The organism is Streptococcus sp. DD13 (assembly GCF_001578875.1).
GTDB lineage: Bacteria > Bacillota > Bacilli > Lactobacillales > Streptococcaceae > Streptococcus.
Genome location: NZ_KQ969506.1, coordinates 932,954 through 956,511, shown reverse-complemented (window position 1 = coordinate 956,511; position 23,558 = coordinate 932,954). Strand labels below are relative to the sequence as shown.

Annotated in this window: 22 protein-coding genes and 1 pseudogene; 20 read left to right on the top strand and 3 right to left on the bottom strand. The window is 44.9% G+C overall.

The window, feature by feature from the left end; genetic code table 11:
* Nucleotides 1–172 precede the first annotated feature (172 nt).
* The 12 genes from STRDD13_RS04460 to greA all read left to right on the top strand — a co-directional run bounded on the left by STRDD13_RS04460 (nt 173) and on the right by greA (nt 14,357).
* Nucleotides 173–1,309: an AI-2E family transporter gene (locus STRDD13_RS04460; RefSeq protein WP_067102407.1), complete on the top strand. Its 1,137-nt coding sequence runs from the start codon at nt 173–175 to the stop codon at nt 1,307–1,309.
* Nucleotides 1,310–1,392: 83 nt separating this feature from the next.
* Nucleotides 1,393–1,866: a transcriptional regulator NrdR gene (gene nrdR, locus STRDD13_RS04455; protein WP_067102404.1), complete on the top strand. Its 474-nt coding sequence runs from the start codon at nt 1,393–1,395 to the stop codon at nt 1,864–1,866.
* A gap of 1 nt (nt 1,867) precedes the next feature.
* Nucleotides 1,868–3,055 (top strand): DnaD domain protein, encoded by a 1,188-nt coding sequence (locus STRDD13_RS04450; protein ID WP_067102402.1) that lies wholly within the window; start codon nt 1,868–1,870, stop codon nt 3,053–3,055.
* Nucleotides 3,056–3,961, top strand: coding sequence for a primosomal protein DnaI (dnaI, locus tag STRDD13_RS04445; protein WP_067102400.1), 906 nt, complete (start codon nt 3,056–3,058; stop codon nt 3,959–3,961).
* Nucleotides 3,954–4,667 carry a nitroreductase family protein gene (locus STRDD13_RS04440; protein ID WP_067102397.1) on the top strand — a complete coding sequence of 238 codons (714 nt, stop codon included), beginning with the start codon at nt 3,954–3,956 and terminating at the stop codon, nt 4,665–4,667. Before dnaI ends, STRDD13_RS04440 begins: the two co-directional genes overlap by 8 nt.
* Before the next feature lie 14 nt (nt 4,668–4,681).
* Nucleotides 4,682–5,992, top strand: coding sequence for a ribosome biogenesis GTPase Der (gene der / locus STRDD13_RS04435; RefSeq protein ID WP_067102396.1), 1,311 nt, complete (start codon nt 4,682–4,684; stop codon nt 5,990–5,992).
* Nucleotides 5,993–6,188: 196 nt separating this feature from the next.
* Complete coding sequence (locus tag STRDD13_RS04430; RefSeq protein ID WP_067102391.1) at nt 6,189–9,326, top strand: pilus expression-regulating Snf2 family helicase; 3,138 nt, start codon at nt 6,189–6,191, stop codon at nt 9,324–9,326.
* Between the two features lie 23 nt (nt 9,327–9,349).
* Entirely contained in the window at nt 9,350–10,084 is a 735-nt protein-coding gene (locus STRDD13_RS04425) for a divisome accessory protein ZapJ (RefSeq protein WP_067102388.1), read from the top strand.
* Nucleotides 10,081–11,412 (top strand): UDP-N-acetylmuramate--L-alanine ligase, encoded by a 1,332-nt coding sequence (murC, locus tag STRDD13_RS04420; protein ID WP_067102385.1) that lies wholly within the window; start codon nt 10,081–10,083, stop codon nt 11,410–11,412. Before STRDD13_RS04425 ends, murC begins: the two co-directional genes overlap by 4 nt.
* A 64-nt stretch (nt 11,413–11,476) precedes the next feature.
* Nucleotides 11,477–11,962 (top strand): GNAT family N-acetyltransferase, encoded by a 486-nt coding sequence (locus tag STRDD13_RS04415; RefSeq protein WP_067102383.1) that lies wholly within the window; start codon nt 11,477–11,479, stop codon nt 11,960–11,962.
* Between the two features lie 168 nt (nt 11,963–12,130).
* Entirely contained in the window at nt 12,131–13,780 is a 1,650-nt protein-coding gene (gene mltG / locus STRDD13_RS04410) for an endolytic transglycosylase MltG (protein WP_156471244.1), read from the top strand.
* Between the two features lie 91 nt (nt 13,781–13,871).
* On the top strand, nt 13,872–14,357 hold the full coding sequence (gene greA, locus STRDD13_RS04405; RefSeq protein ID WP_067102380.1) for a transcription elongation factor GreA: 486 nt from the start codon (nt 13,872–13,874) through the stop codon (nt 14,355–14,357).
* A gap of 270 nt (nt 14,358–14,627) precedes the next feature.
* Here the strand turns inward: greA and yidC are convergent.
* Nucleotides 14,628–15,550, bottom strand: a pseudogene (gene yidC / locus STRDD13_RS04400) (membrane protein insertase YidC).
* 77 nt (nt 15,551–15,627) lie between these two features.
* Entirely contained in the window at nt 15,628–15,906 is a 279-nt protein-coding gene (locus tag STRDD13_RS04395; RefSeq protein WP_067102377.1) for an acylphosphatase, read from the bottom strand.
* A gap of 67 nt (nt 15,907–15,973) precedes the next feature.
* On the opposite strand from STRDD13_RS04395, the gene STRDD13_RS04390 reads away from it, so the two are divergent.
* Complete coding sequence (locus STRDD13_RS04390) at nt 15,974–16,714, top strand: TrmH family RNA methyltransferase (protein WP_067102372.1); 741 nt, start codon at nt 15,974–15,976, stop codon at nt 16,712–16,714.
* A 66-nt stretch (nt 16,715–16,780) separates the two neighbouring features.
* The gene (locus tag STRDD13_RS04385; RefSeq protein ID WP_067102369.1) at nt 16,781–17,482 is read left to right on the top strand and encodes a Bax inhibitor-1/YccA family protein; all 702 of its coding nucleotides are present in this window, start codon (nt 16,781–16,783) and stop codon (nt 17,480–17,482) included.
* Between the two features lie 126 nt (nt 17,483–17,608).
* On the opposite strand, the gene pepC is transcribed toward STRDD13_RS04385, so the two are convergent.
* Nucleotides 17,609–18,934, bottom strand: a complete 1,326-nt coding sequence (pepC, locus tag STRDD13_RS04380; RefSeq protein ID WP_067102366.1) for an aminopeptidase C — start codon at nt 18,932–18,934, stop codon at nt 17,609–17,611.
* Nucleotides 18,935–19,070: 136 nt separating this feature from the next.
* On the opposite strand from pepC, the gene STRDD13_RS04375 reads away from it, so the two are divergent.
* The 6 genes from STRDD13_RS04375 to xerD form a co-directional block, all read left to right on the top strand.
* Nucleotides 19,071–20,351 (top strand): diaminopimelate decarboxylase, encoded by a 1,281-nt coding sequence (locus tag STRDD13_RS04375; RefSeq protein WP_067102363.1) that lies wholly within the window; start codon nt 19,071–19,073, stop codon nt 20,349–20,351.
* A 66-nt stretch (nt 20,352–20,417) separates the two neighbouring features.
* The gene (locus tag STRDD13_RS04370) at nt 20,418–20,648 is read left to right on the top strand and encodes a YneF family protein (protein WP_067102360.1); all 231 of its coding nucleotides are present in this window, start codon (nt 20,418–20,420) and stop codon (nt 20,646–20,648) included.
* A gap of 88 nt (nt 20,649–20,736) precedes the next feature.
* A complete protein-coding gene (racE, locus tag STRDD13_RS04365) occupies nt 20,737–21,531 on the top strand; it encodes a glutamate racemase (RefSeq protein ID WP_067102357.1) in 795 nt (264 codons plus the stop codon).
* Nucleotides 21,528–22,541 carry a nucleoside-triphosphate diphosphatase gene (locus STRDD13_RS04360; protein ID WP_067102354.1) on the top strand — a complete coding sequence of 338 codons (1,014 nt, stop codon included), beginning with the start codon at nt 21,528–21,530 and terminating at the stop codon, nt 22,539–22,541. The genes racE and STRDD13_RS04360 overlap by 4 nt, the downstream gene beginning before the upstream one ends.
* Nucleotides 22,520–23,038, top strand: a complete 519-nt coding sequence (locus tag STRDD13_RS04355) for a metallophosphoesterase (RefSeq protein ID WP_067102351.1) — start codon at nt 22,520–22,522, stop codon at nt 23,036–23,038. The genes STRDD13_RS04360 and STRDD13_RS04355 overlap by 22 nt, the downstream gene beginning before the upstream one ends.
* A gap of 9 nt (nt 23,039–23,047) precedes the next feature.
* Nucleotides 23,048–23,558 (top strand): site-specific tyrosine recombinase XerD (xerD, locus tag STRDD13_RS04350; RefSeq protein WP_082781177.1); only part of this gene is annotated, 511 nt, incomplete at its 3' end.

Sequence of the window (23,558 nt, the reverse complement as noted above, 5' to 3'; positions counted from 1 at the left end):
TTCAACTGTGCGGAGGTGGGACGACCAAATCGAATTCTAAGGAATTCCCGATTTCTGTCCCACCCTTTTCGTCTTCTTGACGCAAAGGGATGTGATTGGAAACCAAAGCAGTTCTTGCTATTTTGGAGACTTTCGGTATAATAGTTCTTAAACAGAGATAAGGAATAGTACGATGAAAGTAAGTCACGATTTTAAAGAAAAAGCCCTTCTCATCTTATTTGCAGCAGCTGTTATTTTGGGAGTGATCCACTATAATGATATTTATGGAATGCTGCAGACTCTTTTAAGGAGTATGAATGCCCTCATTATTGGAGCGATTTTGGCCTTTGTTCTCAATGTCCCGATGAAAAAATTCGAGGAAATTTTTGATAAAATACCATACCTCCGCGTGGCCAAACGGGGTCTTGCTATTTTGGGAGTTGTCGTTGGCTTTATTCTCGTGGTGACAGGGATTATGATGATCATTATTCCCACGATGACGGTGACGATCCAAGAGTTTGTCCAGTATGTCAGCACTAACGCCCCAGACTGGGTGAACTACTTGCAAAAGCGGGGCTTGTTGACTGAGGAGCTTCGAAATCAGGCTTTGGAGACGATTCGGACCTATGCGAATTTCAACACCATTACGACCTATGCTCCCTCTATCTTATTTGGCTTGATTGATAATCTAAATGGTATTTTTTCAAGTATTCTGACCTGGGTGATGGCTTTCTTCTTTACACTAAGCTTTTTAGGGGCAAAAGAGCATCTCAAATCCATGACCAATCAGTTGATGGAAGCTTTTGTTCCAAAGCGTATTTCTGGGATTGTTAGTTATGTAGGAAAGGTGATTTCTGAAACCTATAGCCAATTTCTCATGCGACAGATGTTGGAAGCCTTTATTATGGGCTTTCTAACCTACTTGACCTATTCCATTGCCCAAATCCCGTATGCGGAGATGGCAGGTGTCTTGATGGGAGTCCTAAGCTTCATTCCTTATATCGGTCCCATGTCGGCCTGTGCGATTACGGCTCTCTTTATTGTGACGCAAAATCCTTTGCGGGCCCTTTTGGCAGTGATCATTTATGCCATTTTGCAGTTGGTGGAAGGAAACATTATCTATCCTCGGGTCGTCGGTCGATCCGTCGGTCTACCAACTCTTTTTACCTTAGCAGCGGCTCTGATTGGAGGAAGTCTATTTGGCTTATTGGGAATGATTTTCTTTGTTCCAGTCTTTGCTGTGATTTATCGATTGATGAGAGAATGGACGGAGTACCGCTTGAAGCAACAAAAGGCCAGTAATCCTTCTGTCCCTGAAGAGACTATATAAACCAAGAGGAAGCAAGATGCTTCCTTTTGTTTTGCTCTCTTTTGTGGTAAAATGAACTGATAGGAATAAGAAGGAGAATGTATATGCGCTGTCCAAAATGTAATAGTGTCAAATCCAGTGTCGTAGACAGTCGGCAGGCTGAAGATGGGAATACCATCCGACGTCGCAGATTATGTGAACATTGTGGTCACCGCTTTACAACTTATGAGCGGATCGAGGAAAAAACCTTGGTGGTGGTCAAAAAAGACGGGACACGGGAGCAATTTTCAAGAGAAAAGATTTTTAACGGCATCATCCGTTCTGCTCAAAAACGACCGGTGTCCACTTCAGAAATTGATGAAGTGGTATCCCGCATCGAACAACGCGTGCGGGCACAGAGTGACGGGGAAGTACTAAGTGATGTCATTGGCAATCTGGTTATGGAAGAATTGGCAGAATTGGATGAAATCACCTATGTCCGTTTCGCCTCTGTCTACCGTTCCTTTAAGGATGTGAGCGAGATTGAGAAGCTATTGAAACAGATTACCAACTCCCAAAAACGTAAAAAACAAGATTAGTATGAGACCAAATCAAACCTATTCCTATTTAAGGAAGTCCAAGATTAGCTTAGATTCCATCAGTTTGGCCCAATGTTATTTGCCGATTTTGGGACCGGAAGCCTTTAGTTTGTATCACTACCTTGTATCTCAGTATGACAATGGCCAAGAAACCTATACCTTCAGCCATCTACTCAATCACCTGAATATGGGGATGGATCGCTTAGAAGCGGCTTTAGATCGACTTTGTGGACTAGGCTTGTTGCAATTGTATCGAGAGGAGGAACACACGACCCTTCTCCTTCGACCGGCTTTACCTCGAGACCGCTTTCTAAGGCAACCTCTTTTAGCAGGACTTTTAGCTCAACGCATCGGAGAGCCGGCACTTGAACAATTGCAAGAACAGGTGGATCCTGTAGGAGAAAATATCAGCAAATCCTTCTCGGCTGTATTTGAAATGGATGGGCAGTCAAGCCCTGTTTCGTCACAGACGGAAGGAGAAAGGGAATCTGGTATCCCGCATTTTCAACTCGAGGCCTTTGAAAGCATGATGCAACGGGAACAGTATCATTTCGAAGACCGGTCTTCCGATACCGTAGCCTTGTATCAGCTAGCCGATAAGACAGGGCAGTCTTGGATGGATCTTTATCAGTTGGCCAAAAAAACGGCGGTGGGTCGAACATTTTCTATGAAGCGATTAGCGCAACAGTTGCGCCCGCAACAAGTGAAGGAGAAAGATCTTACGGCACAAGAGCAGGCGGTTTCCCGGGAGGCCAAGTCGCATTCCGCGAAAGAGTTCTTGGTTCTTCTAAAGCAGAACCGAAATGCCCAAGTCATGCCGTCAGAGACAGCCCTTTTAAAGGACCTGGCAGCACTAGGTCTTTTGGATGAAGTGATCAATGTCGTGGTTCTCTATACCCTGAACCGTGTGGATTCAGCTAATATTAATGAAACGTATGCCAAAAAGGTCGCCAATGACTTTTCCTACAAGGGGATCCATACATCAGAAGAAGCGGTTTATGCCTTACGAACTCTCCGAGAACAAGGGCGTTCTGATAAGAAAGCATCCGTAGCGCCAACCACGAACCAGCGAACGAACATTCCTGAGTGGAGTAAAAAAGAAGTCAAGACAGAAAAAACCGCAGAGGGTCAAGCTAAAATGGCGGCTCTTCGCGAGCAATTCCAAGCATTAGAAGAAGGAGGTGACTAGATGGAGCCCATTAAGAACCAATTATCTTCCGCACAAAACCAGAGTCGTGCAACCTATGAAGAAATTGTCCAATCTGTGATGACAGACCCCCGCGTGATCCAGTTTATAGCGGAGCATCAAATGACGCAACAAGAGATTGAGCGGTCTATTCCGAAATTTCTAGAATTCATCTCAGAAGAGGCAAAGTTTGCTGCCCACTCTCAAGATGTGATCGCAACCGGCTATCAGCCGATCCTCATCATGAATGAAGGGTATGCGGATGTGTCCTATCTGGAGACACAGGAGTTGATAGACTTTCGTCGAGAAGAGGCCGTCAAAAACCGCATTCGCTTGATTAGCTTACCGGCCAGTTTACGGGCCATTACGCAGAAGGATCTAGATTTTCAGGATGAAAATCGTTTTGAAGTTTATCAGGCCTTGCAAGAGGTCATTTCCTCTGCACCAGATATCCAGCGAGGCTTATACCTCTTTGGTCACTTTGGGATTGGGAAATCCTACTTGATGGCGTATCTGGCACACCAATTATCCAAACAGCACCAATTGGCTACGACCATGCTCCACTACCCTACTTTTGCGGTTGATATCCGAAATGCCATTAAAGATGCCTCTGTCAAGGAAAAAATCGATGATATCAAGTCTGCTCAAGTCCTGATCCTAGATGATATCGGGGCAGAGCAACACAGTGCTTGGGTGCGAGATGATGTCCTGCAGGTGATCCTCCAACATAGGATGCAGGAAAATCTGCCAACCTTTTTTACATCGAACTTTTCTTTCAAGGATTTGGAGCGCCATTTTGCTGCGGGTAGAAACGGCGATGAGACTTGGCAAGCCAAGCGTGTCATGGAACGTATCCGTTACCTAGCTAAGGAAATCCATTTAGAAGGGGTGAACCGACGCTATGAATGAAACCATAGACGTGATGAAACGGCATATTTCGGTCCGTCGGTTTACCGACGAGAGAATTCCCGATGCGACGTTGAGAGAAATCATCGAAGCAGGCCGGTCCGCTTCGTCTTGGAAAAATTTCCAGTCGACCTCTATCATCGTGATTCGCTCCCAAGAAAAAAAGGAAGCCTTCTATGCGATTGATAGTCAACCGGCAGTCTTATCCTGCGACACCCTCTTGGTCTTTGTAGGCGATTTAAATCGGGCTAGTAAGGCGGCAACACTTCATGATGCGACGTTTGATGCTAAGGGACCAGAAAACCTCTTAATCTCTTCTGTAGATACGGCCTTGGTCGCTCAGAATACCTTACTTGCTGCGGAAAGTCTGGGCTATGGTGGGGTGATGATGGGGCTCTTACGCCAGCATTCGACGGAGATAGCGGACTTGCTCCAGCTTCCTGACTACACCTATCCCATTTTTTCCTTGGCTTTGGGGAAACCAGACCAGCATCATCCGGTCAAACCACGTTTGCCCTATGAAACGGTGGTTTTCGAAGAGGTCTATCAAGAACAGACAACTGCTACGATCAAGGCCTATGATGCGGTCCAAACGGCCTATGCCGGAAGTCGCCAGCAAAATCTCTGGTCCGAACGGATTGTCCAACAATTTGGCCAGAAAGAGCAAGCAGAAACCAAACGATTACTTGAACAACACAAATTATTATAGAAGCGAGAAACATTATGGCTTTACCAACGATTGCCATCGTCGGTCGTCCCAATGTTGGGAAATCGACCTTATTTAACCGGATTGCGGGGGAGCGGATCTCCATTGTCGAAGATGTCGAAGGGGTGACCCGAGACCGGATTTATGCGACAGGAGAATGGCTCAATCGCAAATTTTCTTTGATTGATACTGGTGGGATTGATGATGTCGACGCCCCTTTTATGGAGCAAATTAAACATCAAGCAGACATCGCCATGGATGAGGCAGATGTTATTGTCTTTGTCGTATCCGGAAAGGAAGGGATTACCGATGCGGACGAGTATGTCGCACGTCGCCTCTACCAGACCCATAAGCCGGTCATTCTAGTGGTGAATAAGGTCGATAACCCTGAAATGCGTAATGAAATCTATGATTTCTATGCCCTAGGCTTAGGAGACCCTTATCCGGTGTCGTCTGTGCATGGGATCGGGACAGGAGATGTTTTAGATGCCATTGTGGAAAATCTGCCCAATGAAATCGAACCAGAAAATCCTGACATGATTAAATTCTCTTTGATCGGTCGTCCCAATGTTGGGAAATCGAGCCTAATCAATGCCATTCTAGGGGAAGACCGGGTCATTGCCAGTCCGATTGCTGGAACCACCCGTGATGCGATTGATACGACTTTTGTCGATAGCGAAGGTCAGGAATATACCATGATTGATACGGCTGGTATGCGAAAGTCTGGTAAGGTTTACGAGAGTACAGAGAAATATTCCGTCATGCGGGCCATGCGGGCTATTGACCGATCAGATGTCGTCCTTATGGTCATCAATGCAGAAGAAGGAATCCGCGAGTACGACAAACGGATTGCCGGATTCGCTCATGAGGCTGGTAAGGGCATGATTATCGTGGTCAATAAATGGGACACAGTTGAAAAAGACAATCATACCATGAAGAATTGGGAAGAAGACATCCGGGACCAGTTCCAATATATCAGTTATGCCCCGATTATTTTTGTCTCAGCAAGGACCAAACAGCGTCTCCATAAACTTCCGGGATTGATCAAACAAATCAGTGAGAGTCAAAATACCCGCATCCCGTCAGCCGTCTTAAATGACGTGATCATGGATGCCATTGCCATTAATCCGACGCCGACGGATAAGGGAAAGCGCCTAAAAATCTTCTATGCGACCCAGGTTGCAACCAAACCACCGACTTTTGTGGTCTTTGTGAACGAAGAAGAGCTCATGCACTTCTCTTACCTGCGGTTCTTAGAAAACCAAATCCGTCAAGCCTTTGTCTTTGAAGGAACTCCGATTCACCTGATTGCCCGTAAGAGGAAATAAGGAGATTCAGCTCAAAAGAGGATGCGTTTGCCGATGAATCCGCTTTATTAGATCAATCATCGAATCAGCTAATAAAAAAGATCAAATAGGATGGAAGATTCTCTCCGTCCTTTTTCTTTGGCTTGGAGAGATGATCTATCTAGGCTATTTTAAGCCTTCTATGCTATAATAAAAAGATTAAGTGAAGGAGTGGCGTATGGGTCGATTGATGCCAGGTTGGGTTCGTCAGGAAGGAATTCAACTCTATCAAGATGGAAGAATTCAATTTCAAAAAGAAGAAGCAGGCTTACTGGTCTTTGAAGTAGACCAGGAGCATTTCGAGTATGCAAGCAAGGATGAAAGACTAGCCTGTACCTGTTCTACCTTTACCCAAAAGTCCTATTGTTCCCATTTGGCAGCCGTAGAGTACTTTTTAAAAAATGATCCTCTTGGTCGTGAATTAGCTGAGAGCTTTCAACAAGCAGATGAAATTCGCCAAAAAGAAGAACGGGCTACTGAGGGGAGCATCTTTCTAGACCGACTTCTTGGAAGTCAAGAAAAAGACACCTCGGTTTCTTACCAACTCAAGGTAGAAGGGGTCCTGTCTCCTTATGATCAAAATATCGATTGGGAGTTTTGGATTTCTCGTTCTCCGGGTGGGCGGACTTATATTATTCGGGATATGGCGGCTTTTTTGCAGATTGTGCGCCGAGGAGCCTGCTATCAGCTTGGAAAGAATTACTATGAACCCTTGAAGATAGCGAAGTTTGATCCAGCTAGCCAAGATCTGATTCATTTTTTGTGGACTTGTCTACCTGAAAAAACAAGGGCTGATTCTTCTATTTTGACGCAGTTCGGACGTGTTGTCCGTCTGCCCTTATATAGCTTTGAAGAAGGGGTCCGTCTCCTTTCTGCCTTGGCTGATTTCCAATTCATTGTGGGGAAAAAAAGCTACACCAGTCTTCCTCTTTTTCCTTTGGAAGCAAAAGATGGACTGTTTTCCTTTCGAGTCAAGGTGCACACGCATCATATGACCCTCACAATGGAAGAAGCGGACGGTCATTCTCTCTTTAAAAATCGTTTCTTCTTTTTCCGTGGAGTGATTTACCAGTTGGATGCGGCGCAACAATTCTTGCTTCAAGAATGGGAACAGATGGAGAAGAATGAGCAAGGGAAACGGGTTTTGGAGGTTCATTTTCACGATCGACACAAACTCGCACAGACGCTAGCGAAATTAGCTGTCTTGGGACAAGTAGAGGCCCCTGAGGCCTTGCGGATGTATGATTTTACCGCTCTGTATATGTTTGATCTTGTTCCTGAAAAGGGGTTAACCTTGGAGCTCCGACTCGATTTTTCAGGAACGCAGGTCATCAGTCAGACGATGCTGGATCACCTTCCTTTTACGTGCCATTATTTGCATTTACAGGAAGTTCGACATCTCATAGCGGATGCTGGTTTTGAAGGGTTTTTCACCGCTTATCAGTCTGGGAAGACCGATCTGTACCATTTTTTCACCCAGCTGTTACCCCTATTTCAAAAAAGCGGTCAGGTGACACTTTCCCCACGCCTAGCAGCCCAGTATTCGGATCAACGGCCAGAGATTTTGATTGACCGACAATCCCATTTCCTGGAGGTCACCTTCCAATTTCAAGATATTGCGGAAGAGGAAATTCAAGAGGCCATGCAGGCCTTGCTCAATCATGAGACGTATTACCAAACGCAGGATGGGCGGATTCATCTCTTTGATGAAGAAACACAGCGGATTAGCGCTTCTTTAGTAGCCCTGCGAGCGACGAAACAGGAGCATGCTCGCCTACAGTTGTCCCCTTTCACCTCTTATCAATTATCTCAAGTAACAGAAGAGAGTCCGCTGATCCACTGGTCAGAGGACTTTCGAGAAATGGCCTATCACTTATCTCATCCTGAAGCTTATCCTTTGAAAGAAGGTGGTGTTCGAGCGCGCTTGCGCCAATACCAGCGGATTGGGGTTCAGTGGTTGTCTATGCTAGACCACTATGGATTTGGGGGGATTTTGGCGGATGACATGGGCTTGGGAAAGACGCTTCAGACCATTGCGTTTTTAGCAGCGACTTTAGAAAACAAGGACCAGGTCCTGATCCTAGCTCCTTCTAGTTTGATTTACAATTGGCAGGAAGAATGGCAAAAATTTGCTCCGCATATCCAAACCAGTGTTGTCTATGGGACCAAGGAAGAGCGTCTTCGTCAGTTGGATTGTGCGTCACAAGTGATCATCACGAGTTATACGTCCTTTCGTCAAGATAGGGCTCAGTATAAAATGAAAACGATTGATTATTTGATTTTGGATGAAGCGCAGGCGATGAAAAATGCCCAAACCAAGCTGGCACGATACCTGAGAGAATTTGAAGCCAAACGATGTTTTGCCTTATCAGGTACTCCGATTGAAAATCGTCTAACGGAAATTTGGTCTATTTTTCAAATCGTTCTGCCAGGCTTGCTTCCTTCTAAGAAGGATTTTCTCCAGCTGTCCCCTCAAGAGGTTTCCCGCCTGATTCGTCCCTTTGTCCTTAGACGAAAAAAGGAAGAGGTCCTTATGGAGCTACCAGACTTGATTGAGGTGACGATTCAAAACGATCTACTTCCCAACCAAAAGAGCTTGTATCTGGCCCAGTTGCGACAAATGCAAGAAACGGTCAGTAAAGCGACAGATGCTGAAATCTCGCGGAATAAGCTCCAGATTTTATCAGGGATTACCCGCCTTCGTCAAATTTGTGACACTCCTAGACTTTTTCTGGAGGACTATACGGCTGATAGTGGAAAGATGGAGACTCTTCGTCAGCTCTTAATCCAGTTAAAAGAAGGAAATCATCGTGTCTTGATTTTTTCTCAATTTAGGTCGATGTTGGACTTGATCGGAAAAGAAGTAGAAGCGCTTGGTTTGGATCACTATCTCTTGACAGGTTCAACGCCGGCAAAAGAAAGACAAGAGATGACAATTGCCTTTAATGCTGGTAGTAGAGACGCTTTTTTGATCTCCTTAAAAGCTGGAGGAATCGGTCTCAACCTCACTGGAGCAGATACGGTCATTCTAGTGGATCTCTGGTGGAATCCTGCTGTCGAGGAGCAAGCGGTTAGTCGTGCTTACCGGATGGGGCAGCAACGGACGGTTGAGGTCTATCGCTTGGTAACACGAGGGACGATTGAGGAGAAAATGCTCGAGCTGCAAGAGCGTAAAAAACACTTGGTGACCGCTGTTTTGGATGGAAATGAAAGTCGGGCTAGTCTGACTGCAGAAGATATTCGTGAAATTCTTGGGATTGAAGAGAACCTCGAAAAAGAAGCCAAATTCAGCCCAAATAGTGGAAATATGCTATAATAGTCTGTTGAAAGGATGAGCCTATGACGATGTTTGATAATCGCTTTCCCTTACTGCCGGATAACGAGCCAGTAATCGTGGATCGCCCTTATATGAATCTCTATGAAGAAACAGATTTAATCAGTAATATAACAGGTCCCTATCAGGAAAAAAATTATGGGGAAAGACTCGAAACGACGACGGTAGGAGGAAAAAAAACTCCTGAACTCACTTCGCACAGTCTTTCACAAGTGGAGGAGGGGAAGCGTCCGCCAGTTCTTCCTGTTCATCCAACAAGTCCGGTTCCTCCCCCTCTAGCTCACCCGAAAAGGTCTCAGAGGGAGATGCCCGTTCAAGAACCTCTTAGCCGTCGTCCACGGCAGGATGGTACAAAAAGTCTAGGGCAACTGGCTCGTGAGGAAGCGCATGAGGACATCAAAAGGAAGCGACAGGCGCCTTATTTGCAGGATGCTCCCTCTCATCGTCCCTACCATCCGCCTCACAGATCTAATCCAGCTCCCCTTGAGGGAGAAGAGGACTCTGCTCGATTGAGCCGTCTAGGACAACGTCTCCGCCAAGAACAGTATATCCTAGCAGATATGCCAACTGTCTACTCGCTAGACAAGGAAGATCGAGACCAAGGACAAGAGCGACCACGCAATAGCTATGATTTTTTGAAAAAAAGTCAAGTGTATCACTACCCTGAACGTCAACAAGAGCGTAACCGGCAGATCGCTCAGGAACTCAATCTCACACAAATGGAAAAGGAAAATCTATGACCAAGACCTATCATTTTATCGGAATTAAAGGATCGGGTATGAGCGCACTTGCTCTGCTCTTGCATCAAATGGGCTATCCTGTGCAAGGAAGTGATGTAGAGAAATATTATTTCACACAAAGAGGATTGGAGCAGGCGGGGATTTCTATTCTCCCCTTTGATACGAAAAATATCTCAAAAGATGTGAATATTATTGCCGGAAATGCCTTTCGCCCAGATAACAATGTTGAGATTGCTTCAGCGGAAGAGCAGGGACTATCCTATCAGCGCTACCATGAGTTTTTAGGGGAGTTCATGAAAGGGTTTACCAGTTTTGGAGTTGCGGGGGCCCATGGGAAGACCTCTACGACTGGTTTGCTAGCGCATGTCTTGCACAACATTACAGACACTTCTTATCTCATTGGGGATGGGACAGGACGTGGATCAGCTCAAGCCCAGTACTTTGTGTTTGAAGCAGATGAATATGAGCGGCATTTCAAACCCTACCACCCTGAATACAGCATTATCACCAATATTGACTTTGACCATCCAGATTATTTCACTGGTATCGACGATGTCTTCAATGCCTTTAATGATTACGCAAAGCAAGTGACAAAAGGTTTATTTGTCTACGGGGAAGATTCGTACTTACGTGAGATTCAGTCAAGCGCTCCTATTTTTTACTATGGATTTGGAGAGGACAATGATTTTATAGCCTATGATGTTCGTCCATCTACCAAGGGCTCTACTTTCCGTATACGGCATGATGAAAAGGAGTTGGGGGAGTTCCATATCCCTACTTTTGGTCGCCACAATGTCATGAATGCGACAGCTGTTATTGCCACCCTTTATACAGAAGGGTTTGATTTGCAATTGGTACGGGAGCATCTTCAAACGTTTGCAGGGGTGAAGAGACGCTTTACGGAAAAAATTGTGAATGGGACGGTTATTATTGATGACTTTGCCCATCATCCAACCGAAATCTCTGCAACGATTGATGCAGCGAGACAAAAATACCCAAGCAAAGAAATCGTAGCTGTTTTTCAACCGCACACATTTACCCGGACGATCGCCTTGCTCGATGAATTTGCCGAGGCCTTAGAGGCAGCTGATGCCGTCTATGTGGCTGAGATCTATGGTTCTGCGCGTGAAGTCGATAAGGGCGAAGTCCGCTCGGCGGATTTGGTTGCAAAAGTTTCGAAAGCAGGTGGTTTGATCAGCCTGGAGAATGTTTCTCCACTATTGGATCATGACAATGCAGTCTATGTCTTTATGGGGGCTGGAGATATTCAGTCTTACGAATATGCTTTTGAACAACTGTTAGGCAATCTCTCCCATAATGTTCAATAAGAAGGATAAAGAGTTTGGAATCTAGCCAAGCTCTTCTTTCCTTTTGGAAAGAAAGGATGTACGGATGTTATTAAGGAATTTACAACCCGAGGATCTTTCGGAAATAATCGCGATTGAATCCGATAATTTTGACCCTAGTGAAAAGATAGAAGACGATAGCTTCTACTATTACGCAACCAAACTACCAGAGAGTTGCTTGGTACTGGAGGAGAATCACCAAGTGGCGGCCTATTTGATTGCAGTTCCTTCAGACCGGGATACGGTAGCAGATGCGATCTTTTTAGATCCAGCTTCCCTGCATGGGCAAGACCGCTACTTGTCCATTGCCTCCTTATCCGTAGCAGAAGGGTTCAAGGGCCAAGGTCTAGCGACTCTTCTGCTGGCAGGACTCAAAGAAATCGCAGTAGCACAGTCTTATCAAGGGATTGCCTTGACATGTCATGATTATCTCCTCTCTTTTTATGAACGGCATGGATTTGAGGATCGAGGCCTATCAGCTTCTACTTTTGGTGGCCAAGAATGGTATGATATGTACTGGCCGGCTCCTTAGAACCTCTTTTGAAAATGATGGGAGATGGAGTGAAAAGAAGTCAAACAGGCGCGAGAATAACTATGAAACTTTCTTGAAACCTTTCAAAAGGCCCGCTATCGTTGATTTTCTTGCATTTATGTACTATTTAAGATATAATATCATTTATTGTGTGAAAGGAGATGGATTGTGGCAAACGATTTAAACGATAAACACACAGAAGGCCGTCCTGAAAGTCAATCTTATCAGTCTCGCCCTCAGCATTTAGAAGGAAATGAAGAGAAAGCCAAACTGACAGACCAACAGCAGTCTAGCGACTCTGTTCATCAGGATACGGTGGAACGCAACTTGTCCCTGCTTCGTCAGATGGTTGCCCAACAGGAGGCAGAATTGCACCAGGCTGATCAAGCAGTAGAAAGTTCAGCAGGGAGCCTTCCTGAGGAAGAAGGAAGCCTTGATTCAGATGCTACACGTGTCTTTTCTGAGCCTCTTGTCCCTGCAGAAAGCACCCGTGAGGATACGGTTGAAGTCAAAGAAGAGGCATTAGATGAAAAGACAGTCCAACTCACCCCTCCCCTTACAGACAAATCTTTGACAGAAGACGAGGACGACATGCCCCGAAAGGATACGAAAGCCAGTCGCAGACACACGCATAGTAAGAAAGCGAAGAAAGAGTTAAAACGGCAAGAAAGAGCTTCACGAAAGATTGCTTTGACCGTTATTGCAATTCTTATCATTGGGTTGGGCATTGCTGGATATACCGGGTGGAACTACGTATCGAGTAGTTTAGGACCACTTGATCGGAGCAATACGACCTATGTCCAAGTGGAAATTCCATCTGGAACTTCGACCTCTCAAATTGGGAAACTACTAGAAGAGAAGAAACTTATAAAGAATGCAACGATTTTTTCTCTTTATGCTCGTTTGAAGAGTTACAATAATTTTCAAAGTGGTTATTACAACCTGCGCCCTTCGATGTCTGTAGATGAAATTGCACAAGCCTTACAAGATAAGGGAAGTGAAACGGCAACGGAGCCTGTCCTAGGTCGTGTCCGGGTGATTGAAGGCTACACCATTGATCAGATTGCGGCCAATATCTCCGATAATGTCATGACGGACGATACAACAGATAAGACCCCTTACACTTCGGATGCCTTCCTAAAGGCTGTAAAAGATACCAGCTTTATCCAGCGGATGAAGGAAAAGTATCCTCAATTATTGGGCAGTCTACCTGCAGCCAATTCAGGAGTGAAATACCAGTTAGAAGGCTACCTCTATCCTGCGACTTATGACTATCATGAAGGGGAATCTGTAGAAGACCTGATTGATCAGATGCTAGGAACGCTAAATACTTACCTAACAAGCTATTACAGTCAGATTGAGAAGTCGGGCTATTCTGTCAATGAAATCTTGACTCTGGCTTCCTTGGTCGAGAAAGAGGGCGTCCGAGATGAGGACCGCCGGAACATTGCGAGCGTCTTTTACAACCGCTTAAATGCAGGGATGCCTTTGCAATCCAATGTTGCCTTACATTACGCAGCTGGAAACTTAGGGTCTACCTCTACCATTGCAGATGATGCTCAGGTCGATACTCAAATGGATTCACCCTATAATATTTATATCCATACAGGATTGATGCCTGGACCAGTAGATAGTCCAAGTATTGATGCGATTAAATGGACGATCCAGCCTAATCAGACCAATTATTATTATTTTGTAGCTGATATGCAATCAAGAAACAAGGACATTTATTTTGCTCAGACACTTGAGGAACACAATAAGAATGTTGCAGAGCATGTCAATGCCTACCTAACCGGTTCCAGTTCGTCCGGAAATTAAGAAAAACTTGGAGTATAAGAGAAGACAGGGGGATCTGCTAGATCCTCCGTCCTCTTTGCTGAAAACATTAAAAATAGAAAGAAAGAGAAACATGGCAGAAAAAACATTTCCAATGACCCTTGCAGAAAAGGAACAACTCGAAAAAGAATTAGAAGAATTAAAATTAGTTCGTCGCCCAGAAGTGGTCGAACGGATTAAAATTGCGCGTTCCTACGGAGATCTCTCTGAAAATTCCGAGTATGAAGCAGCAAAAGATGAACAAGCCTTTGTGGAAGGACAAATTTCTACGATTGAAAACCAAATCCGCAATGCGGAAATTGTGGACAGTGACTCTGTTGCAGCAGATGAGGTAGCGATTGGAAAGACTGTTACGATTCAAGAAGTAGGCGAAGACGATGAAGAAGTCTATTATATCGTAGGGGCTGCTGGAGCAGATGCTTTTGCCAATAAGGTATCCAATGAAAGCCCAATGGGACAAGCCTTGATTGGCAAACATACAGGAGAAATCGCAACGATTGTCACTCCTGCAGGTGGCTACGATGTTAAGATTTTGAAAGTTGAAAAAACTTCTGTCTAATGCTGGAGATACATCAAAAGAAGAGAGTGGGATAGAAATCGGTCATTCCTTAGAATTCGATTTCGCCGTCTCCCCTCCGCACAGTTGAGTCGAGCTGTAAATGCTGATGCAATCAGCGTCGTAGAGCCCACTCAACCACTGCGTCTTGCTCGACAATCCAAAAACAATTGAGAGGCTAGGACTTTTGTCCCAGCCTCTTCTTTTTCAGTGTCTTTCTTTCAAGAAAAAATCCAAGGACCCTTTAAAGGAGGCCTTGGATCAGGATAGGGGTTAGCGAGAACGCTGTTTACCAGCATTTCGATTACGATTTTTCTGTTTCTTCTGCTCAATGGCCCGGTCCGTTTGGGGCGTTACATCCTTCATAGTAGAAGCCGCAGATTTGACAGGTTTGAGTGGGCGATCTTTAAACTCTTCTTCGATTTTTTCTTTAATCCTGGTCGAATGAGGTAGTTTGTAATGGCCTGTTGGACGATGGTAAAGATTCCTCCGACCACCCAGTACAGAGTGACACTAGCAGGGCTCATAATTGAGAAGATGATAATCATGGCTGGATTTAAGTAGAGCATAGAACGCATTTGTCGGCGTTGGGTCTCATCCAGGTTGTATAGGGACATATAGCCTTGTAGGAGATAGAGGATCCCTGCAGCAGCTGTCAGAATCATACTAGGTGTTCCTAATGGAATGTTTAGGAAGCTGTCCCCTTCAACTCCTGCAGTGTAGCGTGCGGCATAGAAAATAGCAGTGAAAAAAGGCATTTGAATCAGAAGCGGAAGGCATCCCATTCCGCCCAGCATGCTCACCCCATATTCTTTTTGAGTCGCTAAGAGCTCTTGCTGCGCAGCCATCCGTTCCGTTGCATCTCCTTTGCGCATCCGTTCTTGGATGGGACCAAGGATCGGTTGGAGGTAGATCATTCGCTCGGAGTGAGCGGCACTCTTATAGGACTGGCGAAGTCCCAACGGCAAGATGATGAGCCGGACGATGATGGTCACGATGATGATGGCTAAACCGTAGCCAAGCCCCACGTTTTTGGCGAAAAATTGGATGAGCTCTCCCATCGGACGGACCAGGAAGTTATAAATAATTCCTTCTCCTGTCGGTCTCCCATCAGATCCAGTCTTGACACAGCCAGACAAGACCAATAGCATGATTCCAGCTAAGCTAGCTAGTAATAGTCGTTTGTTTCGTTTCACGTTTACACTTTTCCTTTTATCTAAAAATTGTCTTTTCTTATTTTACTGTTTTTTACTAGATTAGACAAGCTTTATCCTTAGTTTTGGATTCGAAAGTCTGGATAGTCTGGGAAATTGCTGAGGGTGATATCTAAGTAAGTTACTTTTGAAAAAGGGGTCGGACCTTTGCGGATTTCTTGAGCAAACTGGCTCAATTTAGCATCTTGATTGGATTGAGCATGAATGGTTACTGTCCCATTGTCCTCATTCCAAACAGCTCCTTGAATGTCTCCCAGTTGGTCGGCTAGCATTTTGACACCCCATCGAAATCCCACACCTTGAACGCGACCGGAAGCAATCATTTTTAGTTTTTTCATGGCACTCTCCTTTGACTTCTTACTGACTTTATTATATCATGAGTGGTATCAAATGAAGGAGCTCAAAATGGAAGTTATCTGCTCTAAAGCAAATGCAACCGTCAAGCAGGTTAAAAAGTTACTGCAGAGAAAATACCGAACATCTAGTTATCTGATTGAGGGGTGGCATCTTCTGGAGGAGGCTGAAAAGTCTGGGGCCCAGATCCTCCAAATCTTTGTCCTAGAAGACCAAGTGGATCGGCTGAACGATCTCCAAAAAGTGAAAGTGGTCTCCAAAGAGATTTTAAACTACTTGACGGATAGCAAAAGCCCCCAAGGAGTTTTGGCTGAAGTGGCCCTTCCCAATGATAGTCTACCAGTAGAGTATAAGGGGCGCTATCTCATCCTAGAGGATGTGCAGGATCCAGGAAATGTTGGGACGATGATCCGAACAGCAGACGCTGCTGGGTTTGACGGGGTCTTTATGTCAAACCGATCTGCCGATTTGTACAGTCTCAAGGTCGTTCGTTCGATGCAGGGAAGTCAATTTCATCTACCTGTCTATCGTGTGGATCTTGAAGTATTGCTAAAACAAATGAAGGAACAACATCTTCCTCTCTTTGCCACAACCCTGTCGGATCAGTCGGTCGATTATCGTCAGCTATCAGTCGGCAATCAGTTTGCGCTCATTATGGGAAATGAAGGACAGGGGATTTCGGAAACAGTAGCGACACTAGCAGATCAGCTCGTGCATATCCCGATGCCAGGGCAGGCTGAAAGTTTGAATGTTGCGGTTGCAACAGGGATTTTGCTTTTCCACTTTATTTAAGCTTGTTTTTTTAAAGTGTGATATAATTAGTGTACAAAATGAAAAAATTAGAAAGTAGGAAATGATATGAACAATGATCGTGTGATTATCAATCAAACTGAAGTTAGCGCCTTAAATCGATTTTATGCGCGTGTTTATGGTTTTGTCGGATTGGGAATCGGTATCTCTGCCTTGGTCTCTTTTTTGAGTTTGACCGTTTTCCAAGAAGCCTTGCTTTCCGTATTGACGAGTGGATCTGGTCGGTTCTTGGTTTGGGGACTCATGATTCTGGAAGTCTTCCTTGTCTTTAGTGCCAGTCGAGCAGCGGTGCGGAATTCACGAAATGCTTTGCCACTTTTCATCGCTTATTCAGCTTTGAATGGGTATACGCTTAGTTTCATTTTAGCCTTTTATAGTGTCGGAACAGTGACCAATGCCTTCTTATCCGCAACCTTGATGTTTGGTGTGATGGCTGTGGTTGGAGCAGTGACCAAGCGTGATTTGTCTGGCATGGCTCGCGCCTTCTATGCAGGCTTGATTGGAATTATCATCGCAAGTTTGATCAATATGTTTTTAGGAAGTTCAGGTTTGGACTTCATCATTTCCATTGTTGGGGTCTTGATCTTTGCTGGATTGATCGCCTATGATAACCAACGCATTCGGTATGTGTTTGAACAAACAGGTGGCCATGCTGGACAAGGTTGGGTTGTTTCTCTTGCTTTAGAACTCTATCTTGATTTCATCAATATTTTCTTATATCTCCTTCGGATCTTTGGAAGCCGTGATTAAGAAAATTTCTTACCTCATCCTTTTAAAACTAGAAAAGTCCTGAAAGTGAAGAACACTTTCAGGACTTTTGATATGGTGGATAAGTGGTAAAATAGCTTCTTGTAAAGAAGGAGCCGTTTTGGGTGCTTAGTTGGCTAAAGCACCCATTGGATCCCAAGGGTCAAGGAGGATTGGTTCTGCTTCATAAGCTGTGCGTTCTTCTTCCCTTAAGAAATCCTTTCGGACGATAATTTGGTAGGTGAACTCATCCATCCAAGCATCGGATGCGACGAAGTAGCCTTTGTCGCCGACTTTTTCACCCCAAGAATTTTCGACTTTCCACTTGAGGGGCTGGCCAGTTTCATCCAGGTCCACTCCGGTCAAGACCATGGCGTGGGTCATCAGAGATTCACTGTAGTCCAATCGCCCGGCCTTATCCTGGTGGAAATTCAAGTCCAGAGCATCCTGGAAATTGTAGGTCGTCGTAGCGAGGATCCCTGCTTTACGATCGCTAAATTGACCCACATCAGAACCAAACCAAACAGTCTCACCTGCCTGTAACTGAGCGATAGCTAATTCTTTGAAACGATCCATTTCAAGGTTGATGTATCGAACAGCAGGCGCCCCAACTACATTTCCTAAGAGGTCAACAGTATAGGATTTTCCGTAAGGTTTGTCAGCAGTTGGCGCATTGATAACCGCTACATAGTCGGATAGGTTGAGATTCAGGTATTTTTTGAAGAAGTCTTGAGGGGTGATGTTTTGTTCGGTGTGAAATTGGTTGTCTTTATCCCGGTAGGAGAAATCAAAGTGACGTGGTGGTAGACCTAGATTGGCCGCAAGGAATTGGAAAATTTTCTTGAGGAGCTCTTTGCGTTTTGCTTCCACATCTCTACCTGCTGCAATAGTTTCGCGAAGATCTTGTGCCCCTTGTCGAAGTAGTTTATTCAGGTATTGGTTCAGCTCACGACTATTACTAGAGGAGATGGATTCAGGGTATAGGGATTTTGGAACGACCCCATATTTTTCAAAAAGGGAGACGACCATGTCCCATTGTCCGCCATCTTGCTGAGGGGTGTCCAAGAGGAACTTGACCTTTCGACTACCGAGGTCTTGATCGGCTGTAGCGATGATTTGCTCAAAGAACCAGTTAGATTTTTCGTACTTGTCCCAGAAGAAAGTATGGGCTTGAGACAATTCGAAATTTTCCAGTTGGTAATCATGAATGAGCTTATGGCGGAAGGTGTTAAGTGCTGCGAACATCCAACAACGCCCGGACGCTTTTTGATTTGAAACGGGGTCTTTGGTCAAGTCAATCGAAAAGCTAAAGTCGTTTTCGATAGCAGCTTGCCGTGTCTTAAGGGAGTTGAGAAGGCCATTGTGCGTGATGGCATTTTCCATGGCCCGATACTTCGGATTGCTTTCGTAGGAATCATAGAGTTCTTGAGTGAAATCACTAGTCAGTTCTAACATATACGTTCTCCTTTACGTTTGCTTCCCCTTTATTATATGCCTTTGAGATCAGATTGCAAGAAAAATCGGAAAATTTACGAGCTGATCCTTTTTTTACAAAGACAGTACAGTCGAGGAATTATGGTATACTAGAAGAATGAAGACGAAAAATAACCCAAACAACAAGCACCCTTTTGTGGATTTAGAAACGATTCAGAACTTGAGTCAGCATTACCCGACCCCTTTCCACTTATATGATGAGAAGGGGATTCGGCAAACAGCTAGAGACCTATATAAGGCTTTTTCTTGGAACCAAGGTTTTAAGGAGTTTTTTGCGGTCAAAGCGACCCCCAATCCTGCTATTTTACGGATTTTAAAGGAAGAAGGTTGTGGTGTCGACTGTGCTACAGATGTGGAATTAATGATGAGTCGAACAGTCGGCTTTAGGGAACATGAGATTAGCTTTACATCCAATGACACTGGGGCATCCGAATTTGTCTACGCTCGTGAGATTGGAGCGATGATTAACCTGGATGCCTATGAAGATATTGCCTTTTTGGAAGCAAATGCTGGCCTTCCCAAATGCCTGTCCCTGCGCTATAATCCAGGCGGGGTCTTTGAATTGGGATCAGACATTATGGATCACCCAGAGGAGTCTAAGTTTGGGATGACAAAGGCCCAGCTTTTTCAAGGCTATCGTGAGCTAAAAGAAAAGGGAGTGGAGTCTTTTGGCTTACATGCTTTTCTTGCCTCCAATACAGTGACCAATGCCTACTATCCAACGCTAGCTGCTCAGTTGTTTGAACTAGCCGTTGAGATCAAGGAAGAAATCGGGATTGAACTAGATTTTATCAATTTATCAGGAGGTATTGGAGTAGATTATAGTCCTAATAACCAGCAAAATGATATTTTTGCCATCGGAGAGGGAGTGAGGAAACAGTATGAAGCGATTCTTGAACCAGCTGGATTGGGGCAGATAGCCATTTATACAGAGTTAGGCCGCTTCATGTTGGCCCCTCATGGACATTTGATTACTCGGGTTCTTCATCGGAAAAAAACCTACCGCCAATATGTAGGTGTAGATGCTTCGGCTGTCAATCTTTTGCGTCCAGCAATGTATGATGCTTATCACCATATCACCAACCTGTCCAATCCAGATGGAGCGGAAGAAGTGGTTGATGTGGTGGGCTCGCTCTGTGAAAATAATGACAAATTTGCGAAACACCGTTCCTTACCTCAGCCACGTATCGGAGATTTTCTTGTGATCCATGATACAGGGGCTCACGGCTTTTCCATGGGCTATAATTATAATGGACGCCTCCGTTCAGCTGAAATTTTACTACATGAGGACGGGTCAGAACAAGTCATTCGCCGGGCGGAAACACCAGAAGACTATTTTGCTACCTTGTATGGCTATTCGATGGACCGGGAAAACTAGACTTTTCATTGTAAAAGCGAGTGAAATCTGATATAATATCAACAGAATATGAAGGAGAATTAGATTATGCCTATTTGGATTGCGATCTTATTGATTATTGTTGCTCTACTTGGTGGAATGGTATTAGGCGCCTTTTTAGCGCGTCGTCAAGTACAAAGTTTTATTGCGGATAAACCTATTTTAGACGAAAATGCGCTTCGAGTAATGATGTCAAATATGGGACAAAAGCCTAGCGAAGCCAAGATTCAGCAGACTTTGCGCCAAATCAAAGCGTCCCAACGCCAAGGAAAGAAATAAAAATAGAGGGACTGGGAAGAAGCTTCTCAAGTCCTTTTTGCATGAGCGATAAGAAGGACTCAGTTGAACACCAATATAAGGAGTAAGGATGGACAATCGACCAATCGGATTTTTAGATTCAGGAGTCGGTGGACTTACGGTCGTCAGAGAGTGTCTGCGCCAATTACCACATGAAGAGGTTGTTTTTGTAGGAGATTCAGCCAGAGCGCCATACGGGCCCCGACCGGCGGAGCAAATTCGAGAGTATACCTGGCAGTTAGTTCAGTTTTTGCTTTCAAAGGATGTCAAAATGATCGTGTTGGCCTGCAATACAGCGACTGCAGTCGTTTGGGAAGAAGTCAAAGAAGCCCTGGATATTCCTGTTTTAGGGGTCGTCTTGCCGGGATCGAGCGCGGCTATTCAGGAGACCCACAATAAGCAAATCGGCATCATCGGGACACAAATGACCATTGAGTCAGATATCTACCGTCAAAAAATTCAGTTGCTCATGCCGGAAGCCAAGGTTCATTCGTTGGCCTGCCCGAAGTTTGTTCCATTAGTGGAATCAAATGAGGCAACTTCTAGTTTAGCTAAAAAGGTTGTTTATGAGACCTTACAGCCTTTGGTTGGGAAGATTGATACACTCGTCTTAGGATGCACGCATTACCCCTTGCTCAGCAGGATCATTCAGAATGTCCTTGGAAAGGATGTTACCCTAATTGATTCAGGAGCTGAAACGGCGCGAGATATTTCAGTCTTGCTCAATTATTTTGAAATTAACCATAGCCGAGACCAGGTCACTCGGGAGCCCCGCTTTTATACAACCGCAGGGGTCGAAACCTTTAAAGAAATCGCCCAAGAATGGTTGGGGCGTCCAGTAGAAGTGGAGCATGTGGAATTATGAAACAAGAAATCCTCGAATATAAAGATCAGCAAAACTGGTTTGTTGGACAATTTGGAGAAAAACTGGAACTCTCTGGATTTTTTGGGAAGCAGGGTGGGTTCGAACGGACTCGATTAGCATCTCTTCTTGAAAAGCTCTATGCTCTCTCTGGCTTAGAGGAGGGGGACGACCCGTGTGCCCCTCAGATTCATCTGATCCAGAAAGATGGAGATGACTTTGCTTTTCTATCTTTTGTGGTCGAGATGTTGCAGACGCGGATGGATCAGCAGTGGAGTGTCCGTCGGCATAGGGGAGCCCTCCTGGTCTTGGCTGGAGATCGCGTGCTCCACCTGGAATTACCAGATGGAGAGATGACCATAGAGCAGTTGTTTGGTCAAGGAACAGGCCAACAGTATGATTTTGGAGAGACGATCCTAATCGCGACCAAGAACGAAGGAAAAACAAAGGAATTCCGAGCCTTCTTTGAACGGTTGGGCTATCAAGTAGAAAATCTCAACCAATACCCGGAACTGTCCGATGTAGAAGAGACCGGTATGACCTTTGAAGAGAATGCTCGCTTAAAAGCTGAAACCATCTCAAACGAAACAGGGAAAATTGTATTAGCAGATGATTCCGGTTTAAAAGTGGATGCTCTTGGTGGTTTGCCTGGGGTCTGGTCTGCCCGTTTTTCCGGACCGCAAGCGACAGATGCTAAAAATAATGCCAAGCTCTTACATGAACTAGCCATGGTCTTTGAGACAGAGAAACGCTCGGCTCAATTTCATTGTACGCTCGTAGTGGCCTGTCCAGGCCGAGATAGTTTGGTTGTTGAAGCAGATTGGCCAGGCTATATTGCGACGGCTCCGAAAGGAGACAATGGTTTTGGTTATGATCCCATCTTCTTGGTCGGAGAAACTGGCCGGACGTCTGCAGAATTGACTGTGACAGAGAAAAATCAGCAATCCCATCGGGCAAAGGCATTGGAAAAATTAATGGAGGAATTTCCAAAATGGCAAGCACAACAAAACTAATTATTATGAGCGATTCACATGGAGATCGTGAAGTAATCGCTCAGATTAAGCGTCATTATCAGGATCAGGCAGATGTCTTCTTTCATAATGGAGACTCCGAACTAGCTCCTACTGATCCGGTCTTACAGGATGTTTTGGTCGTCGCTGGGAATTGTGATCGCCCTGGTTTGTTTCCTAACAATATGGTGGCAACGATTGATGGCCTTGTGATTGCTCAGACACATGGGCACCTTTATGGAATCAACTTCAGCTGGCAAAAATTAGACTATTGGGCTCAGCAAGAAGGAGCAGACATCTGTATTTACGGACATTTGCATGTACCATCTGTAGAAAAAAGAGGGGCAACCCTGTTTATTAATCCTGGGTCTGTCAGTCAACCCAGAGGAGCTGTTCAGGAGAAGTTGTATGTCCTTCTGACCATTGAAGAAAGCCAAATTTTAGTTGATTTTTACACCCTAGATCATGAACCTTTTGCGCATTATCAGTTTGATAGATAAGAGGGAAGCATGGACCTAACATTAGAATTAGACCATTTTATCGCTAGTAAAGACTTGTCTTCGAATTCACAGTTGGCTTATCGTTATGATTTACTTCAATTTCTCGAGCGAATCGATGGGAAACTGACGGCTGGGCAATTAGCCCTGTATGGAGCCAGTTTATTGGAGCTAAAACCAAGCGTCCAACGGCGGAAAATATCGACGGTGAATCAGTATTTGTATTACCTATACGAACAAGAACTGGTCGAACGCTTGTACAAGCTAAAGCCCAAAAAGCAAGTGAAAACACAAGAAAAGACAGTAGAAAGGGCAGATTTGAGTCCCCTCTTTCAGGAATCATCTCAAGTGGATGGTCAACTGATTGCCCTTTTAATCGCTCAAATAGGATTAACTCCTAGTGAACTCTCTACGCTTAAGTGGGAGGATGTCCATCTCTCAATGCGTGTGATGACCATTCAACGTGGGGGTGTCAAGCGGGTTCTTTCCATACCAGACTCCCTTTTACCCTATGTGACCGAAC

What these genes read in the sequence shown, in the direction of transcription:
- STRDD13_RS04460 (WP_067102407.1), top strand. Translation starts at nt 173, where the DNA reads ATGAAAGTAAGTCACGATTTTAAAGAAAAAGCCCTTCTCATCTTATTT.
- nrdR (WP_067102404.1), top strand. Translation starts at nt 1,393, where the DNA reads ATGCGCTGTCCAAAATGTAATAGTGTCAAATCCAGTGTCGTAGACAGT.
- STRDD13_RS04450 (WP_067102402.1), top strand. Translation starts at nt 1,868, where the DNA reads ATGAGACCAAATCAAACCTATTCCTATTTAAGGAAGTCCAAGATTAGC.
- dnaI (WP_067102400.1), top strand. Translation starts at nt 3,056, where the DNA reads ATGGAGCCCATTAAGAACCAATTATCTTCCGCACAAAACCAGAGTCGT.
- STRDD13_RS04440 (WP_067102397.1), top strand. Translation starts at nt 3,954, where the DNA reads ATGAATGAAACCATAGACGTGATGAAACGGCATATTTCGGTCCGTCGG.
- der (WP_067102396.1), top strand. Translation starts at nt 4,682, where the DNA reads ATGGCTTTACCAACGATTGCCATCGTCGGTCGTCCCAATGTTGGGAAA.
- STRDD13_RS04430 (WP_067102391.1), top strand. Translation starts at nt 6,189, where the DNA reads ATGGGTCGATTGATGCCAGGTTGGGTTCGTCAGGAAGGAATTCAACTC.
- STRDD13_RS04425 (WP_067102388.1), top strand. Translation starts at nt 9,350, where the DNA reads ATGACGATGTTTGATAATCGCTTTCCCTTACTGCCGGATAACGAGCCA.
- murC (WP_067102385.1), top strand. Translation starts at nt 10,081, where the DNA reads ATGACCAAGACCTATCATTTTATCGGAATTAAAGGATCGGGTATGAGC.
- STRDD13_RS04415 (WP_067102383.1), top strand. Translation starts at nt 11,477, where the DNA reads ATGTTATTAAGGAATTTACAACCCGAGGATCTTTCGGAAATAATCGCG.
- greA (WP_067102380.1), top strand. Translation starts at nt 13,872, where the DNA reads ATGGCAGAAAAAACATTTCCAATGACCCTTGCAGAAAAGGAACAACTC.
- STRDD13_RS04395 (WP_067102377.1), bottom strand. Translation starts at nt 15,906, where the DNA reads ATGAAAAAACTAAAAATGATTGCTTCCGGTCGCGTTCAAGGTGTGGGA.
- STRDD13_RS04390 (WP_067102372.1), top strand. Translation starts at nt 15,974, where the DNA reads ATGGAAGTTATCTGCTCTAAAGCAAATGCAACCGTCAAGCAGGTTAAA.
- STRDD13_RS04385 (WP_067102369.1), top strand. Translation starts at nt 16,781, where the DNA reads ATGAACAATGATCGTGTGATTATCAATCAAACTGAAGTTAGCGCCTTA.
- pepC (WP_067102366.1), bottom strand. Translation starts at nt 18,934, where the DNA reads ATGTTAGAACTGACTAGTGATTTCACTCAAGAACTCTATGATTCCTAC.
- STRDD13_RS04375 (WP_067102363.1), top strand. Translation starts at nt 19,071, where the DNA reads ATGAAGACGAAAAATAACCCAAACAACAAGCACCCTTTTGTGGATTTA.
- STRDD13_RS04370 (WP_067102360.1), top strand. Translation starts at nt 20,418, where the DNA reads ATGCCTATTTGGATTGCGATCTTATTGATTATTGTTGCTCTACTTGGT.
- racE (WP_067102357.1), top strand. Translation starts at nt 20,737, where the DNA reads ATGGACAATCGACCAATCGGATTTTTAGATTCAGGAGTCGGTGGACTT.
- STRDD13_RS04360 (WP_067102354.1), top strand. Translation starts at nt 21,528, where the DNA reads ATGAAACAAGAAATCCTCGAATATAAAGATCAGCAAAACTGGTTTGTT.
- STRDD13_RS04355 (WP_067102351.1), top strand. Translation starts at nt 22,520, where the DNA reads ATGGCAAGCACAACAAAACTAATTATTATGAGCGATTCACATGGAGAT.